Origin of the sequence: Flavobacterium sp. (genome assembly GCF_027531905.1) — a bacterium.
Lineage (GTDB): Bacteria > Bacteroidota > Bacteroidia > Flavobacteriales > Flavobacteriaceae > Flavobacterium.
On sequence record NZ_JAPZSU010000042.1, the window covers coordinates 83,889 to 100,860 of the forward strand.

Sequence of the window (16,972 nt, forward strand, 5' to 3'; positions counted from 1 at the left end):
GAATGACTATTTCAGAAAACACCGCTTCCATTTTAGAAGATATTGACCAAAAATTCAAAGGAATCCATCAAAAAACAGAGACACATTTGGAAGGTTTACTTTGGTCTAAACCAATCACCTATTGGGATTATATTCAAACGGATGCGCTGTTGAATTTGCAAATACAACGCACTACTTTGCCTGACGAAATGGTATTTATTATGTACCATCAAGTCAATGAATTGTTGTTCAAAATGATTCTTTGGGAAATGCAGCAAATCTCTTATTGCGAACAAATTCAGACGGCTTTTTTTACCGAAAGACTAATGCGAGTGAGTCGTTATTTTACGATGCTGACTACTTCATTCGATATTATGGGAGACGGAATGGAAGTAGAGCAATACATGAAATTTAGAAATACTCTGACGCCTGCAAGTGGTTTTCAAAGTGCGCAATACCGAATGATTGAATTTGCTTCAACCGATTTAATCAACTTGATTGATGCTAGATTTAGAGCAACCATTGATCGTAATACTCCTTTTGAACACGCTTTTGAACATTTGTATTGGCAGGCGGCTGGTAAAGATCACGAAACGGGAGGGAAATCGTACTTATTGCAAGAATTTGAACGAAAATATAAAGCTTCATTTCTTACTCAAATGAAAGAGTATAATACGATTAATCTTTGGCAAAAATTCAAGCAGCTACCAGATCAAGACCAGCAAAATCCAGAACTTGTGCAAGCCATGAGAGAGTATGATTATACGGTAAATGTTACTTGGGTAATGCAACATTTGAATACAGCCAAAAAATATATAGAGTCAAGTGGCTTGGGAGATGGAGAAGCGACAGGTGGAAGCGATTGGAAAAAATACATGCATCCAAAATATCAAAGACGTATATTTTTTCCTGAATTATGGAGTGCAGACGAGTTGGCCAATTGGGGAGTTGAACAATAATCTTGCATTTATAAGGAATAGATTTTTGATTTGATCAAATCGCCTCAACTAAATGAATTAAAATAATTGAATAAATAAGCATTATATTGAAACGTTTCGCAATCCTTTTGTTATGTTCCTTGGTTTTTTTTTCATGTACCAAAAATGAAGAAGTTTGGAGTGAAGTCAAAACAAAACCCGTTTCTAAAAAGAAAGAGTTCGGATTTACTTATTCTGATTTTAATGTGGTGCATGATACATTAAAAAGTGGCGATACATTTGGAAGTATTATTCAAAAACAAAATATTGGTAACAAAAAAGTATTTGAATTAGTAGAACAAATCAAGGATTCATTTGATGTAAGAACCATACGAAACAATAAGCCCTACACACTTTTACGTTCTAAAAATAAAACTAAAGATTTACTTGTTTTTGTATATCAGCCCGATGCTCTTCATTATTATGTGGTTGATTTTAGAGATTCAATAGCAAAAGCTTACAAAAAAACAAAACCCATCACCATCAAAAGAAGAACCATAGGTGGTGTTTTGAAAAGTTCCCTTTCTGAAACGCTAGAAAGTGCCAAAGTTGAAGGCGGTTTGGCTAGCAGAATTGCAAAAATTTATGCTTGGTCTATTGATTTTTTTAAATTAAAAAGAGGGGATCGTTTTGCGATAACATTCACAGAGCGTTACATTAATGACTCAATTTATGATGGTGTTGATAGCTTAGAAGCTTCATTTTTTGAATACAAAGGGAAAATTATTTATGCTTTTCCATTTGTAGCCAATCCTTCTTCTAATAGAATTGAGTATTATGACGAAGAGGGGAAAGGCTTGAAAAATTTCTTTTTGAAAACACCTATTAAATTTAGCAGATTGTCTTCTCGTTTTTCAGCAAATCGATTTCATCCTGTTCAACTTACGTGGAAAGCCCACAAAGGAACTGATTATGCCGCCCCTCATGGAACACCAATTACAACAACAGCTTCTGGAGTGGTTGAGCAAACTGGGTATACTGCTGGGAATGGTAATTTTGTAAAAGTTAGACATAACGGTACATACGCTACACAATATCTACATATGTCTAGAATTCTAGTGCGAAGAGGACAACGAGTAACCCAAGGACAGCCAATTGGACTTGTTGGAAGTACAGGATTAGCAACAGGACCACACGTGTGCTATCGCTTTTGGAAGAATGGAGTGCAAGTAGATCCTTTGCGTTTGAAGTTGCCCAATGGAGAGCCTTTAAGCGGAGTGGCCAAAGAACGTTTTTTCAAACAAATAAGGCCCTTAAAGTTTGAATTGGATAGTGTAGCCAATTTATAAACTACCTTCATTTTTATTATATCGTTTTCGTAGATTGTTGTTTGTTTAAACTAAGGATAACCATCAATTTAAAGTTAATTGCTTAATTTTGCATCTATTAAAAATGCATTAAATTTAAGCACATGGCCTTACATACAATCAATCCAACCCAAACTATAGCTTGGGAAAAATTACAAAAGTATTTTGCTGAATTAAAATCAGTTACATTGCAAGAGTTGTTTCAGAAAGAGACTAACAGAGCAGAGCAATTCAACATCATTTGGGAAGACTTTTTAGTAGATTATTCCAAAAATAATATAGATAAAGAGACTATTCAGTTATTAGTCGAATTGGCTAATGAATGTGGTTTGCAATCGGCTATTTCAGATTATTTTGAAGGGGCATTAATCAATCAAACAGAAAATCGTGCAGTTTTGCACACAGCACTTAGAGCCAAAGCAGATGCAGTTATAAATGTTGAAGGTGTAAATGTGATTCCTGAAGTTTATGAAGTAAAAGCGAAAATAAAAACGTTTACCAACGAGGTGGTTTCAGGAATCCGTAAAGGGTACACCGGAAAAGCTTTTACAGATATTGTAAATATAGGAATTGGAGGTTCGGATTTAGGGCCTGTGATGGCAGTTGAAGCCTTACAATTCTATAAAAATCATTTGAACGTTCATTTTGTTTCGAATGTGGATGGGGATCACGCTAATGAGATTATTAAAAAATTAAATCCAGAAACGACTTTGTTTGTAATTGTTTCTAAAACATTTACTACACAAGAAACGTTGACGAATTCTGAAACCATCAGAAAATGGTTTTTACAATCGGCTACACAAGAAGATGTTGCGAAACATTTTGTGGCGGTATCTACAAACCTTCAAAAAGTTACTGAATTTGGTATCAATCCTGATAATGTATTCCCAATGTGGGATTGGGTTGGAGGAAGATTTTCGTTATGGAGTGCTGTAGGATTGTCTATTAGCTTGGCAGTTGGTTATGACAATTATGAAGCTTTATTAGGTGGAGCCAATGAAATGGATGAACATTTTAAAACCACTACTTTCGAAAAAAATATCCCTGTTATTTTAGGGCTGTTGAGTGTTTGGTATAATAATTTCTTTGGTGCAGAAAGCGAAGCATTGATTCCGTATACGCAATATTTACAAAAATTAGCACCTTACTTACAACAAGGAACGATGGAAAGTAACGGTAAAAGTGTAGGGCGAGATGGTAAACCAGTGAATTACCAAACAGGTACCATAATTTGGGGAGAACCAGGGACCAATGCACAACATGCTTTCTTTCAATTAATTCATCAAGGAACTAAATTGATTCCTTCTGATTTTATTGGTTTTGTAGAACCTTTGTATGGCGATTGGAATCATCATGACAAATTAATGTCTAATTTCTTTGCTCAAACCGAAGCATTATTACATGGTAAAACCCAAGCTCAGGTACAAGCAGAATTTGATAAGCAAGGACTTGCTGCCGATAGAGCTTCTTATCTTTTACCTTTTAAAGTTTTTACTGGAAACAAACCAACCAATACTATTTTGATTCAAAAGCTTACTCCAAGATCTTTGGGTGCCTTGATTGCAATGTATGAGCACAAAATTTTTGTACAAGGAGTTGTTTGGAACATTTTTAGTTTTGACCAATGGGGAGTGGAATTAGGAAAACAATTGGCTAATTCTATTTTAGAAGAAATAGAAACAGAACAAGTGAAAAACCACGACAGTTCAACATCTTTTTTATTGAATCATTTTCTTAAGAATAAGAAAAAATAGCACTAAAATATTATGTTAAGAAGAAACCTTGAATAGTAACTTATTCGAGGTTTTTTTTTAGATTTAGTTTGTCAAAGGATAGAACAACTAGCAATTTTTAAGTGTTAAATCAAATAAAAATGATTCAAAAAGCACATAATTTTAAAAATACTATGCATTCATAATGTTTTTTCATTTTTTTAACATAAAACCACTTAATGTGTTAATTGTTTATAAATGAAGGCTTAGTCGATTCTTATTAACATTAAGTTAACATAAGATTGTCTTAAAAGTTAGAATTTTGCGAAGAATATTAATCAAACCAAAAAGCATGAGAAATCTATTCAAGTTATTTTTATTATTTGCATTTTTTGTATTTACAAATCCAAATGTTTATGGACAAGGAAATACTACCTCTTCGATTAATGGTGTAGTCTTTGATGATGAAAAGAATCCACAACCATTGCCGGGGGCAACAATTTTGGCGGTACATACACCTTCAGGAACTCGTTACAGTACAACTACTGATTTTACAGGGAATTATAGAATCTCAAATATGAGAGTTGGGGGACCTTATGAAATCACGATTTCTTATGTAGGTTTTAAACCATATAAAGATAATGATATAAATCTTCAATTAGGAGAGTCAAAAAGTATCAAGGTATCTTTAGTGAGTGACTCTAATGAATTAAAGGAAGTAGTAGTTAAGTCTTCGAAAGATAATACTTTTAATTCTAAAAGAACAGGTTCTCAAACAGTTGTTGATTCTAGAAAAATTAATGCTTTGCCATCGCTTTCTAGAAATATTTCTGATTTTGCTAGATTGACACCACAAGCTCAATTAAGAGGTGATGATGTACTTTCTATTGGAGGACAAAATAATAGATTTAATGCAATCTATATTGATGGTGCAGTAAGTAATGATGTTTTTGGTTTGGCTGCAAATGGAACCAATGGAGGACAAACAGGAGTAAGTCCTATTTCAATTGATGCAATTGAGCAGTTTCAAGTAAGTGTTTCTCCATTTGATGTTAAACTATCTGGATTTGCAGGTGGAGCTATTAGTGCAATTACAAGATCTGGTACAAATAATTTTGAAGGTTCGGCTTATTTCTTGAATAGAGATGAGAATTTAGCAGCAAAAACACCACCGTCATTGGCAGGAACAAATGGAAGACAAAAATTAGCAGATTTTTCTGCGCAAACTTATGGAGTTCGTGCAGGTGGTGCAATTTTGAAAGACAAGTTGTTTTATTTTGTTAACTATGAAAGACAAGATAACGAAACGCCACAACCTTTTGATATTGCAACGTATACAGGAAGTATTGGTGGAACTCCATTTAATCCTCAAACTGCTTTAACAAGAATTGAGCAATTAAGAACAAAGCTAGCTACATATGGTTATGATCCGGGTTCATACGAGAATAATGTGAGAACTTTGGTAAGCGATAAGTTAATTGCAAAATTAGACTGGAATATTAATGACAACCATAAACTGTCCCTTAAACATAGTTATGTTAAAGCTGAAAACTTTTCTCCTAATAGATCTTCTGCTACTGCGATTAGCTTTATAAATGGTAGTCAGCTTTTTAACTCAACTACAAATTCAACCTCCCTAGAGTTAAGCTCCAAATTTGGTAATAAATTTTCAAATAATTTAGTTGTGGCTTACACCGGAGTTCGTGACAATCGTGATGCATCAGGTTCTCCTTTCCCTACGGTTCAGATAGTAGATGGTCCAGGAAGTATTTTCTTTGGAGCGGAAGGTGCCTCTACAGCCAACTTGTTAAACCAAGATGTGTTGACAATTACTGATAATTTTGAAATACAATCAGGTATTAATACAATTACTATAGGTACACATAATGAATTTTCTAAGTCCAAGAATGTTTTTTTTAATAATAATTTTGGATCATATAGATTTAGTAACTTCGACGATTTTATGAATGATAGAAAGGCTAATAGATACCTTTTGAATTATTCATTGATAGGTGGTGATGGTGATAATTCTCAAGGTGCAGCAGAATTTGGAGCCAAACAATTTGGAGTGTATGTTCAAAATGAAATGAAAGTGTCAGATAATTTCAGGCTTACATTTGGACTTAGACTTGATATGCCAGTTTGGGAAAATGGTTTAGTAAATGATGATTTTAATAATCGTACAGTTGGGTTGTTGCAAGCTGCAGGGAAAGACCTAAAAGGTGCACGAGTTGGGCAAGCAATTGCAAATACGGTGCATGTTGCGCCACGTTTAGGATTCAACTATGATGTAAATGGTAATAAATCAACGCAGATTAGAGGAGGATTAGGGGTATTTACTTCGAGATTACCACTTGTTTGGCCTGGAGGAACTTACAATAATAATGGAATTACACAAGGTTCAGTACAATTAACTACAGCAGCTACAGTACCGACATTTAACCCTAATCCAACTGTTGATAGTCAAATGACTGGACTTCCAGCATCTGTACCTCGTCCAGGTAGTGGTGGAAAAGGGGGAAATATAGATCTTTTTGCAAAAGATTTTAGATTACCACAAGTTTTTAAATCAAGTTTTGCAGTTGATCAAAAACTTCCTTTTGGTTTTGTTTTAAGCTCTGAAATTACTTACAATGCTAATATTTATGCAATTAAGTATGAAAATTTAAATATAAGATCAGCGTCTAGTAATTTAACTGGACCGGATACAAGACCTCGTTATAACGGCAATAGTAGAGTAGATAATACTTATTTGGGAGTATTTTTAGCTTCTAATACAAGCGAGGGTAGTGCTTACAATTATTCATTTACTTTGGCTAAAAATTTCAGATCTGATTTTATAGATGGAAGTATTTCAGGTACTTATTCTTATGGTAAATCAACAGTTTTAGTTGATGCAACTTCTTCTCAAAACAGTTCACAATGGAATTTTACAGAAACTGTTAACGGAGCTAACTATCCAACCGTTTCAAGATCTGATTTCGATCAAGGTAGAAGAGTAGTGGTTAATGGAACTGCGACATTTAAATGGTCTAATTTTACCAAAACTACTATAGGTGCATTTTATGAAGGTGCTCAAGGTACTCCATTTAGTTATGTATATAATGACAATGGTCGTTTATTGCAAGACACATTCCAAAATTCAGCTTTAATTTATGTGCCTGCAAATAAAAGCGAGATTAATTTGGTGACCGTTTCTGGAAATACGTTAACGCCAGATCAACAATGGGAAGCTTTAAGTGCCTTCATTGAGGGTGATAAATATCTTAGAAGTAGAAAAGGGAATTATGTTGAAAGAAATGGTGATCGTTTAAAAACGAGCCATATTGTGGATTTAAAAATTGCACAAGATTTTACTATAAATGTTGGTAAAAAGAAACATACTTTATCATTTACTGCTGATATATTTAATTTTACAAACTTGTTAAATAAAAATTGGGGGAAACGTTATTTTGTAAGCAATGATCAAGTGTTGTTATTGCAACAAGTTGGATTTGTTACTGGTACAAGTACACCAACTTTTAATTATAATCCATCAGTTGCTAACAATATTAACCAAGTTGATGATGTAGGACTTAACTCTTCTAGATGGCAGATTCAAACAGGTGTTCGTTATACTTTTAACTAGTGTCTGATTTTTAAATTCATAAAAACCCTCATTCAAAATGACATGAGGGTTTTTTTTACCTCTTTTTTTCATATATTTGAAATTCTAAAACAGATAGAATATGTACGAATTTATACAAAAATTTCACTCAGGCTGGGCCTACTTAGTTTTGTTGATTTTAGTAATAGCAGTGGTAAATGCGCTACTAGGCTTTACTTCCAAAAAAGAATTTACTGCAAAAGATCGTAAAATAGGCTTGTTTGCTTTGATTTTCACTCACCTTCAACTCGTTATTGGTTTGATAACGTATTTTGTTTCTCCATTAGGGTTAGCTTCATTCGGACAGATGTCTGATAAAGCTTTGCGTTTAACTTCATTAGAGCATCCTTTAATTAATGTTATTGCAATTGTCTTAATTACTGTAGGTTGGTCAAAACATAAAAAATTAACCGATTCTTCAGCTAAATTCAAAACCTTTGCTGTTTTTTACGGTATTGGATTGCTTCTTATTTTGAGCAGAATTCCTTGGTCACTATGGCTTTAATTTTTAAAACTACTGGTATTTATACAGTAAGTTTTAAAACAATATTAATTTAAAAAAGTTTGCATGAAAAAGTTATTAGCGATGCTTTTTTTATTGACAGTCATTGGATTGATATATAGTCAAGAGCCTTCTGCTGTAAAAGAAAAAGGAACCATTAGCAAGGACACAATAAAAAAAGATAAAACCAATCTTTTGCCTTCAACAACGATAAAAGATACCGTTTTTGAACCTAATGTAAAATATGTCCTCTATAAAAAAAATGGTCATGCCTCCTATTATGCTGATAAGTTTCATGGGAGAAAGACAGCAAGTGGTCAGCGTTTTGACATGCATAAAATGACAGCAGCTCACAAGAAGCTTCCATTTGGATCAAAAATTAGAGTAACTAATGAAGCCAATGGAAAATCCGTAATTGTGGAGGTTAATGACAGAGGACCCTTTGTAAGATCAAGAGAAATTGATTTATCTAAAAAAGCATTCATGGCTATTGCATCTTCTAAAGGATCAGGTTCAATGAAAGTAACGATAGAAACAATTGTAAAAAGATAACAGCATTAGTATAAACCAAGATTAACATATGTAAGGGCAAATCACAAATAATAAAGTATTGCCCTTCCTAAATTAAAGCCTAGAATTTTTATAGTTCTAGGTTTTTTTATGATCTATATTGAGCTTTTTTTTTACTGTTTTTGAATATATTTGACCTATGGATGCTACTACTTTTCAACGAAAAATTATTCATATTGATATGGATGCTTTTTATGCGTCTGTAGAGCAAATGGATAATCCTTCTTTGAAAGGTAAACCAATTGCAGTTGGTGGGAATGAAAATAGAGGGGTAGTTTCAGCAGCTAGTTATGAAGCCAGAAAGTTTGGGGTTCGAAGTGCCTTAAGTGGGGTTTTAGCCAAAAAATACTGCCCTGAATTGATTTTTGTGCGACCTCGATTTGATCGATATAAAGAAATTTCAAGACAAATTCAGCGCATATTTTATGAGTATACAGATCTTGTGGAACCTCTTTCTTTGGATGAAGCTTATTTGGATGTAACTCAAAATAAAAAAGGAAATCCTAGTGCGACTTTGTTAGCAAAAGAAATCCGAACGCGTATTTTGAATGAAGTAGGGCTTACCGCTTCTGCTGGAATTTCTGTAAATAAATTCATTGCCAAAGTAGCAAGTGATTTCAACAAACCCAATGGGCAAACAACCGTTAGTGGTGATGATATTATTCCGTTTCTTGAAAATTTACCCATTCAAAAGTTTTATGGAGTAGGCAAGGTCACTACCGAAAAAATGTATCAATTGGGTATTTTTACCGGATTAGATTTAAAACGTAAAGATCTCCAATTTTTAGAACAGCATTTTGGTAAATCAGGGAGTTATTACTACAATGTGGTAAGAGGAATTCATAATAGTCCAGTTCAGCCCAAAAGAACTACTAAATCGGTTGCAGCAGAGCATACTTTTGATGTGAATTTGTCTTCTGAAATTTTTATGCTCGAACAATTAGAAAGTATTGCTGGCCATTTAGAAAAAAGAGTACAAAAACATGCTATTTCTGGCAAAACTATCACCTTAAAGATTAAATACAGCGATTTTTCGCAGCAAACAAGGAGTAAAACGATGCCTTATTTTGTCTCGGATAGAAATTTAATTTTTGAGATAGTCAAAGAGCTACTCTATCAGGAACGATTAAAAGAGTCAGTGCGGTTATTGGGGATCGCGCTGAGTAATTTAAATACAGAACAAAAAAAAACGGTAGTAATTCAACTTCAATTTGATTTTTAAAATTTGATGACGTTCAACAACAGTTAAATGATAAAAATTGTATCGGTAGATTTTTTAAATCAGTTACATTTGACAAATTAAATTACTTGAAAATGTTGAATATTAGTGACTATGAAAATGCTAAAGCCAAGTATTTTAACACTTTAGCTTTAAAAACTACCTCGATTTTATCGATGAGTTTTCACGAAGAATTTTTGGGAAATGTTAAAAAATCTTTTAATGATTTTAATCGATTACATACTATTTTGCCTCAAAATACTTCTGAATTAAACAACGAAAATTTAAGGAATTCCCTTTTAGACGAAGTAGTTGTAGTAACTGATGTTAATTTAAAAATTGTTTTTGCGTCTAATAATTTATCAAAAATGAATGGCTATACAGAAAAAGAAGTTTTAGGGAATAGCCCCAAAATGTTTCATGGCGCGAAAACAAATCAATTCATTTCAAGGCAGATTCGTGAAAAAATTGATCAAAAATTGCCTTTTGAATCCAGGGTTATTAATTACAAAAAGAATGGAAAAACCTACGATTGTTTAATTAGAAGTTATCCTATTTTTAATAAAAAAGGGGAGCATACACATTTTATAGCTTTTGAACAATCTATATAAATAAAGCTGTCCTTTTCGAACAGCTTTATGTCTTTGTTCAACAAACCTTTTTGATTTTTCATGCCCTGTTTCCTTTGATGAAGTCTGCCAAAAGCATAGCCTATTTGGTTCTTTGTATTTCCAAAATTTTCTTCGCAAAATTACTTTTGGTAACAGTTTATTTTCTTGTTTTTAAGGCGCTGGGTCTGGAATTTTTGCCTGAACTCCATCAATCGCTTGAAGTAGTTCTTCGCTTAATGTTACGTTGATTGTATCGATGTTTTCCCTTAATTGATCCATTGTTGTTGCGCCAATAATAGTACTAGTTACAAAAGGTTGTTGCTCGATAAAAGCTAAGGCCAATTGTGTTAGCGTCAATCCGTTTTGCTGTGCAATTTCGTGGTACAAACGCGTAGCCGCAGCCGATTGTTCGCTGTTGTATCTTGAAAATTGAGGAAACAAATTGATTCTTGCGTTAGGATGTGCTTCTCCTGTTAAAAATTTACCCGACAACACCCCAAATGCCATTGGCGAATAGGCCAAAAGTCCCACATTTTCTCTAATTCCAATCTCTGCCGAACCATTTTCGTATAAACGATTCAACAACGAATAGGGATTTTGAACCGTTTTGATTCTTGGCAAATTATGGTATTTGCTTTCTTCCAAAAAGCGCATGATTCCCCACGGCGTTTCATTCGACAATCCGATATGTTTTATTTTTCCTTGTTGGATAAAACCGTTCAATGTTTCTAAAACTGCGTGAATGTTGTCTTCCCAAGCATCGTCTTGTACTTTAAAACCGCGTTGTCCAAAAAAATTGGTTTTACGTTCTGGCCAATGCAATTGGTACAAATCGATATAATCTGTTTGTAAACGCTCTAAACTTTTGTCTAAAGCATATTGAATACTCGCTGGAGAAAAATCATTCTTTTCACGCATATAGGTAAAGTTAGGATTTGGCCCCGCAATTTTTGTAGCCAAAACCACTTTGTCTCTATTGCCTGTTTTTTGGAACCAAGTTCCTAAAATGCGTTCGGTGCTGCCATAGGTTTCTTGACGCGCTGGTACTGAGTACATCTCGGCCGTATCGAAAAAGTTAACGCCTTGTTCTAAAGCATAGTCCATTTGAGCGTGTCCTTCGGCTTCTGTATTTTGTTGACCAAAAGTCATAGTGCCTAAACAAATTTTACTGACTTGAATATCGGTATTGGGTAAAGTGGTATATTTCATTGATTTTGAAAATTTAGAAAACTAAGAAGCCAAAGGTAAAAATTAGTTTTCCGATAAAAGTTGGACATTCGTTAATTTTAACACAAAAGGATTTAAACCTGAATGATGTTTTTTCTTAATCCATTTATTATAAAACATTAAATTTACTTCATTAATATAATCACATGGGGAAAATAAGTTCTTTTGAAATTACTATAGCAATAGTACTATATGGTTTAGTATTGTTATTCACTGCATCACAAATCGTAAAGAAAGAGAAAAAATATGGCCTGCCTTTTTGGCTCTTTATCATAATCTCATTCCCTATTTTAGGCATTATGAGTTATTACATTAAACGTGCCTTGAACAACAAATCGGTTTAACACAAAAGGCTCACCATAAATTGATGAGCCTTTTGTAAATAAATTTTAGATGAGTTTTTTTCTAAAACTCGTTTAACATTTTTGAGATTTCGTCCAAACGTGGTGTCAGAATAATTTCGATTCTACGGTTTTTGGCTTTTCCTTCGGCGGTGGCGTTGCTCAGTAAGGGAGCATATTCGCTACGACCAGCTGCTGTTAGGTTTTGCTTGTTTACTTTTTTGTTTTCGCTCAAAATAGCCACTATAGCTGTGGCTCTTTTGGTAGACAAATCCCAGTTATCCGCGATTGGTCCTGACCCTTTGAAACCGTCATCATCTGTATGCCCTTCGATTAAAACAGCAATATCTGGATTGTCGCCCAATACTTTGGCAACTTCTACCACTGCTTTTTTCCCTTCGGAACCTACAGCCCAACTACCAGAATTGAACAATAATTTGTTCTCCATTGAAACGTAAACTTTTCCGTTTTTTTGCTCAACGGTCAGGCCTTTTCCTTCAAAACCATTCAAGGCTTTGGAAAGTGTATCTTTTAGTTTTTTCATAGCGGCTTCTTTGGCTGCAATCAAGTCTTCTAATTCTTGCAAACGCTGAGCGCTTTTGCTCAAACGCTCTTTTTCAATAGCCAAGGCTTTACTTTTGGCATCAAGCTCGGCAAGAAGTTCATGATTTTTCTTCAAGTTGGCTTGCAAAGCTTCTCCACTATTTTTCTCTAGTGCAGCATACGAATCTTGAAGTACTTTGTATTTGTTTTGTGCTGCGGCATAGTCTGCTTTTAGCTTTTCTAAATCGGATTTGGTTTTATTTAACTCAGCGGTCAATCCTTCTTTTTCGGATTCTAATTGTGTTTTTGCTTTTTGTAATTCGCCATTTTCGTTGGTTAAATCGGCGTGTTCTTTTTGAAGATTGGCTAATTTGTTTTCTAGCTCGTTGTAGATTTTTTTGGACACGCAGGAACTGGCTAAGAGCAGCAGTGTTAGTCCAAGGAAGGTTTTTTTAATCATGGGGTTGAATTTAAACTATATTAATTTTATGTAAGATGATTGTTTGATGTCCTATGCCTAGCCCTGATGGGAACGGCATCCTTGCTGGGCGGGGTTCGCCCAGCAAGATATAGTGGACAGCAGGATTAGCTCCTTAAAATTATTCTAGTTCAACTAAAATGGGGCAATGATCGGAGTGCATGGCATCTGGTAGAATAACGGCTCTTTTGAGTTTATGTTGTAGAGAGTCGCTCACCAAGTTGTAATCGATACGCCAGCCTTTGTTATTGCCACGCGCTCCTGCTCTGTAACTCCACCACGAATACTGATGGGGTTCTTGATTGAAATGACGGAAACTGTCGATGAACCCTGAATTAATAAATTTATCCAACCAAGCGCGCTCCTCTGGAAGGAAACCCGAAACGTTTTTGTTGCGAATAGGATCGTGAATATCGATGGGTTTATGGCAAATGTTGTAATCACCACAGATAATAAGATTAGGGATGTCTTTTTTTAGTTCGTTGATGTAATCGTGAAAATCATCCATGTACTTGAATTTGTGGTCTAATCGCTCGATATTGGTTCCTGAAGGCAAGTAGAGACTCATCACAGAACAATCATCAAAATCTACTCTGAGGTTGCGCCCTTCGAAGTCCATGTGCTCGATTCCGGTTCCGTAAGTCACCGCATTTGGTTTGATTTTGGATAAAATAGCTACGCCAGAATACCCTTTTTTGGTAGCTGAGAAATAGTATTGATACGGATAACCTGCTTTTTCGATTTCGGCAACGGGTATTTGATCTTCGTTGGCTTTTATTTCTTGAAGGCAAATAACATCGGGGTTGGCTTGTTGTAACCATTCTAAGAACCCTTTGGTGATGGCAGCGCGAATTCCGTTGACGTTGTAAGAGATGATTTTCATACGGGATGTATTAAATTTCTTTATAAAAAAATGAACAAAAAGATGGTTTTTGCTTACATTTTATCTTATTTCAAAATAAAAAAGTAAGATTTTTGCGGATTTCAAAAGTAGTAAAAAAGTAGAAGATTGTTTGAATAAACCCGAATAAATTAGCCTTTTTTTCTATCTTTGCGTCTTGCTTTAAAACAATAAAGAAATGGGTTTAGTTACCGCAAAAGAAGTTGCAAAAGCAATAAATACGGATAAGTACGGCGTTTTTGGTACTTTCTCGGGTTGGTTGCTGATGAAAGTTCTTAAAATCTCTACATTAAACAAAATCTACGACAGGAATAAACATTTGAGTGATGTTGAATTCTTAAATGCTATATTGGACGAGTTTCAAATTAAATTTGAAATTCCTAAAGAAGACTTTAAAAGATTACCAAAGGACGGGGCATATATTACGGTTTCGAATCATCCTTTAGGTGGAATTGATGGCATATTACTTCTGAAATTAATGCTCGAAAAAGAGCCTAATTTTAAAATTATTGCCAACTTTTTATTACACCGCATTGATCCTATGAAACCTTATATCATGCCGGTCAATCCTTTTGAAAACCATAAAGATGCTAAGTCTAGCGTAGTAGGAATCAAAGAAACGTTGCGTCACTTGAAAGACGGAAAACCACTGGGAATGTTTCCTGCTGGTGAAGTTTCTACCTATAAAGATGGCAAATTAATGGTAGACAAACCATGGGAAGAAGGCGCATTAAAAGTGATTCGAAAAGCGCAAGTACCTGTGGTACCCATTTATTTTCATGCTAAAAACAGTAAATTATTTTACTTCTTGTCGAAGATAAACGACACACTAAGAACCGCTAAATTGCCTTCGGAATTGTTAACTCAGAAGAAAAGAGTCATCAAAGTTCGTATTGGTAAACCGATATCGGTGGCAGAGCAAAATGAGTACGAATCTATTGAAGAATATTCAGAGTTTTTGAGAAAGAAAACCTATATGCTGGCCAATCCTTTCGAAAAAGACAATAATTTCTTGAATACCAATCCACTTAAAGGGAATAAAAGTCCAAAGAAAATTGTGACTCCAGCCAATAGTGAGAAATTGATTCGAGAGGTAGACAATCTGAGAAAATTAGATTGTAGACTTCTGCAAAGTAAAAATTACGAAGTGTTTTTTGCAAAAGCCAAAGACATTCCAAATATTCTTCATGAAATTGGTCGATTAAGAGAAATCACTTTTCGAGAAGTAGGAGAAGGAACCAACGAATCTATAGATTTAGACAAATACGATCAATACTATCGTCATCTTTTTTTATGGGACGATGAAACGAACAAAATTGCAGGAGCCTACCGAATGGGATTGGGTTGTGAGATTTACCCAAAATACGGTATGGACGGTTTCTATTTGAATGGTTTGTTCCGCTTTGAACCCGAATTACACGAAATGCTTCATAAGTCAATCGAAATGGGGCGTGCATTTATCATCAAAGAATACCAACAAAAACCAATGCCTTTGTTTTTGTTATGGCGTGGAATTATTCATACGACCTTGCATTATCCAGAGCACAAATACTTACTTGGTGGAGTGAGTATTAGTAATCAATTTTCGGATTTTTCTAAATCACTTATGATTGAGTTCATGAAATCGCATTATTACGATCCCTACATCGCACAATATGTTCATCCGAAAAAAGAATATAAAGTAAAACTAAAGGATGCTGATAAGGATTTTGTTTTTAATGAAACCGATGCTGACTTGAATAAATTTGACAAAATTATTGACGAATTGGAGCCAGGTGTATTGCGTCTTCCTGTATTAATCAAAAAGTATATCAAACAAAACGCAAGATTGGTAGCTTTTAACGTTGATCCTCTTTTTAACAATGCAATTGATGGATTGATTTACATTCGAATTGAAGATATTCCAGAAAGCACTATGAAACCAGTTATGGAAGAATACCAAGCCGAATTGGAACGAAAAATGAATGACAAAGAAGAATAAGAATATAAAAAAAGACACTGTGAAGTGTCTTTTTTTTATGCATAACAAAATAGAATTTATAATAATAACCCTTTTGATTTAGCTTCTTTTACAAGCTCTTCGTCTGTAGCATCTTTAAGCTTCAAAAGTACTTTCATGTCTTCTATTCTTCTTTGAATCGCACTAGAAGGAATTGGTACATATTGAGGGATATCGGCTATTTTGGTTCCTTTTGACAATTGAAATAAAATATTTTTATCAAACTGATCAATTTCGATGGCTACATGCTCCAATTTACTAATCATTTCCAGCACAGACTGGCTATAATATTTTTGATTTTTAATGACTTTATCAATTGCAAACAGTAATTCATCAAAAGTTAAATCATTTTTTATCACCAATCCAATGGGATTAATGGTTTTGATAATTGTTTTTATCTTTAAAATTTCGGTGTACATTGTTAGCAAGATAATTTTGCAATCTGGCATGTGTTCTATTAGTAGTTTTGCCAAATCTTCTCCAGAAAAGATTCCTTTTTCTTCGTAAATCGGCATACTAATATCTAGAAAAGCGATATCAAAAGGTTTTGTTTCAGGATTTGTTATTACTTCATATCCCGATTGACAATCTTTAGCTTGCGTAATCAGAAATTCATATTCGGTAGGGCGATATCGAGTTATTGCATTTTTGTACCCCTGAATAATGAATGGATGGTCGTCTGCGATGAAAATATTTTTGATGCAAAGGGTATTGCTGGGTATTGTATTCATTATTTTGTTTCCTTTTTATGTTCAATGGGTACTTCAATAGTTAAAGCTGTTCCTTCTCCTTCTTTTGTTTTAATCTCTAATTTACCTTTAACCTGAACTCGATTAATAAAAGACCGCTAATTGGTTAGTTTTAACCGTTTCGTATTTCAAAGAAGGCTTTTTAGGCAGAAAATTATAAGCAATTATTCCAGCGATAAGATTAGACAAAAAGTTAGTAAATGATCGATGT

13 protein-coding genes and 1 pseudogene are annotated in these 16,972 nt (G+C 34.2%); 9 read left to right on the top strand and 5 right to left on the bottom strand.

Translation table 11 applies throughout. From position 1 onward, the window contains the following. Positions 1–2: 2 nt before the first annotated feature. The 8 genes from O9307_RS11270 to O9307_RS11305 all read left to right on the top strand — a co-directional run bounded on the left by O9307_RS11270 (position 3) and on the right by O9307_RS11305 (position 10,523). On the top strand, positions 3–938 hold the full coding sequence (locus O9307_RS11270) for a tryptophan 2,3-dioxygenase family protein (protein WP_298299206.1): 936 nt from the start codon (positions 3–5) through the stop codon (positions 936–938). A 119-nt stretch (positions 939–1,057) separates the two neighbouring features. Further along, complete coding sequence (locus O9307_RS11275; RefSeq protein ID WP_298299246.1) at positions 1,058–2,245, top strand: peptidoglycan DD-metalloendopeptidase family protein; 1,188 nt, start codon at positions 1,058–1,060, stop codon at positions 2,243–2,245. A gap of 122 nt (positions 2,246–2,367) precedes the next feature. Continuing rightward, positions 2,368–4,017: a glucose-6-phosphate isomerase gene (gene pgi / locus O9307_RS11280; protein WP_298299208.1), complete on the top strand. Its 1,650-nt coding sequence runs from the start codon at positions 2,368–2,370 to the stop codon at positions 4,015–4,017. Positions 4,018–4,327: 310 nt separating this feature from the next. Further along, positions 4,328–7,603 (top strand): carboxypeptidase regulatory-like domain-containing protein, encoded by a 3,276-nt coding sequence (locus O9307_RS11285; RefSeq protein ID WP_298299211.1) that lies wholly within the window; start codon positions 4,328–4,330, stop codon positions 7,601–7,603. Between the two features lie 100 nt (positions 7,604–7,703). Continuing rightward, positions 7,704–8,126, top strand: a complete 423-nt coding sequence (locus O9307_RS11290; protein WP_298299214.1) for a hypothetical protein — start codon at positions 7,704–7,706, stop codon at positions 8,124–8,126. Positions 8,127–8,189: 63 nt separating this feature from the next. Further along, positions 8,190–8,675 carry a septal ring lytic transglycosylase RlpA family protein gene (locus O9307_RS11295; RefSeq protein ID WP_298299217.1) on the top strand — a complete coding sequence of 162 codons (486 nt, stop codon included), beginning with the start codon at positions 8,190–8,192 and terminating at the stop codon, positions 8,673–8,675. 157 nt (positions 8,676–8,832) lie between these two features. Then, entirely contained in the window at positions 8,833–9,915 is a 1,083-nt protein-coding gene (gene dinB / locus O9307_RS11300; RefSeq protein ID WP_298299220.1) for a DNA polymerase IV, read from the top strand. 92 nt (positions 9,916–10,007) lie between these two features. Continuing rightward, positions 10,008–10,523 (top strand): PAS domain-containing protein, encoded by a 516-nt coding sequence (locus O9307_RS11305; protein ID WP_298299223.1) that lies wholly within the window; start codon positions 10,008–10,010, stop codon positions 10,521–10,523. Between the two features lie 171 nt (positions 10,524–10,694). Here the strand turns inward: O9307_RS11305 and O9307_RS11310 are convergent, their stop codons facing one another. The 3 genes from O9307_RS11310 to O9307_RS11320 form a co-directional block, all read right to left on the bottom strand. Further along, the gene (locus O9307_RS11310; RefSeq protein ID WP_298299227.1) at positions 10,695–11,732 is read right to left on the bottom strand and encodes an aldo/keto reductase; all 1,038 of its coding nucleotides are present in this window, start codon (positions 11,730–11,732) and stop codon (positions 10,695–10,697) included. Between the two features lie 423 nt (positions 11,733–12,155). After that, on the bottom strand, positions 12,156–13,094 hold the full coding sequence (locus O9307_RS11315) for an OmpA family protein (RefSeq protein ID WP_298299230.1): 939 nt from the start codon (positions 13,092–13,094) through the stop codon (positions 12,156–12,158). 139 nt (positions 13,095–13,233) lie between these two features. After that, entirely contained in the window at positions 13,234–13,995 is a 762-nt protein-coding gene (locus tag O9307_RS11320) for an exodeoxyribonuclease III (RefSeq protein ID WP_298299233.1), read from the bottom strand. A 196-nt stretch (positions 13,996–14,191) separates the two neighbouring features. On the opposite strand from O9307_RS11320, the gene O9307_RS11325 reads away from it, so the two are divergent. Next, complete coding sequence (locus O9307_RS11325) at positions 14,192–15,994, top strand: lysophospholipid acyltransferase family protein (protein ID WP_064715775.1); 1,803 nt, start codon at positions 14,192–14,194, stop codon at positions 15,992–15,994. A 56-nt stretch (positions 15,995–16,050) separates the two neighbouring features. On the opposite strand, the gene O9307_RS11330 is transcribed toward O9307_RS11325, so the two are convergent. Beyond that, on the bottom strand, positions 16,051–16,743 hold the full coding sequence (locus O9307_RS11330; protein ID WP_298299237.1) for a response regulator: 693 nt from the start codon (positions 16,741–16,743) through the stop codon (positions 16,051–16,053). A 102-nt stretch (positions 16,744–16,845) separates the two neighbouring features. Beyond that, a pseudogene (locus tag O9307_RS11335) lies at positions 16,846–16,972 on the bottom strand (IS982 family transposase); the annotation flags it as partial.

Excerpts from the sequence above, each read along its gene's own strand:
- O9307_RS11315 (WP_298299230.1), bottom strand. The coding sequence starts at position 13,094 with ATGATTAAAAAAACCTTCCTTGGACTAACACTGCTGCTCTTAGCCAGT.
- O9307_RS11270 (WP_298299206.1), top strand. The coding sequence starts at position 3 with ATGACTATTTCAGAAAACACCGCTTCCATTTTAGAAGATATTGACCAA.
- O9307_RS11330 (WP_298299237.1), bottom strand. The coding sequence starts at position 16,743 with ATGAATACAATACCCAGCAATACCCTTTGCATCAAAAATATTTTCATC.
- pgi (WP_298299208.1), top strand. The coding sequence starts at position 2,368 with ATGGCCTTACATACAATCAATCCAACCCAAACTATAGCTTGGGAAAAA.
- O9307_RS11305 (WP_298299223.1), top strand. The coding sequence starts at position 10,008 with ATGTTGAATATTAGTGACTATGAAAATGCTAAAGCCAAGTATTTTAAC.
- O9307_RS11290 (WP_298299214.1), top strand. The coding sequence starts at position 7,704 with ATGTACGAATTTATACAAAAATTTCACTCAGGCTGGGCCTACTTAGTT.
- O9307_RS11320 (WP_298299233.1), bottom strand. The coding sequence starts at position 13,995 with ATGAAAATCATCTCTTACAACGTCAACGGAATTCGCGCTGCCATCACC.
- O9307_RS11295 (WP_298299217.1), top strand. The coding sequence starts at position 8,190 with ATGAAAAAGTTATTAGCGATGCTTTTTTTATTGACAGTCATTGGATTG.
- dinB (WP_298299220.1), top strand. The coding sequence starts at position 8,833 with ATGGATGCTACTACTTTTCAACGAAAAATTATTCATATTGATATGGAT.
- O9307_RS11285 (WP_298299211.1), top strand. The coding sequence starts at position 4,328 with ATGAGAAATCTATTCAAGTTATTTTTATTATTTGCATTTTTTGTATTT.
- O9307_RS11325 (WP_064715775.1), top strand. The coding sequence starts at position 14,192 with ATGGGTTTAGTTACCGCAAAAGAAGTTGCAAAAGCAATAAATACGGAT.
- O9307_RS11310 (WP_298299227.1), bottom strand. The coding sequence starts at position 11,732 with ATGAAATATACCACTTTACCCAATACCGATATTCAAGTCAGTAAAATT.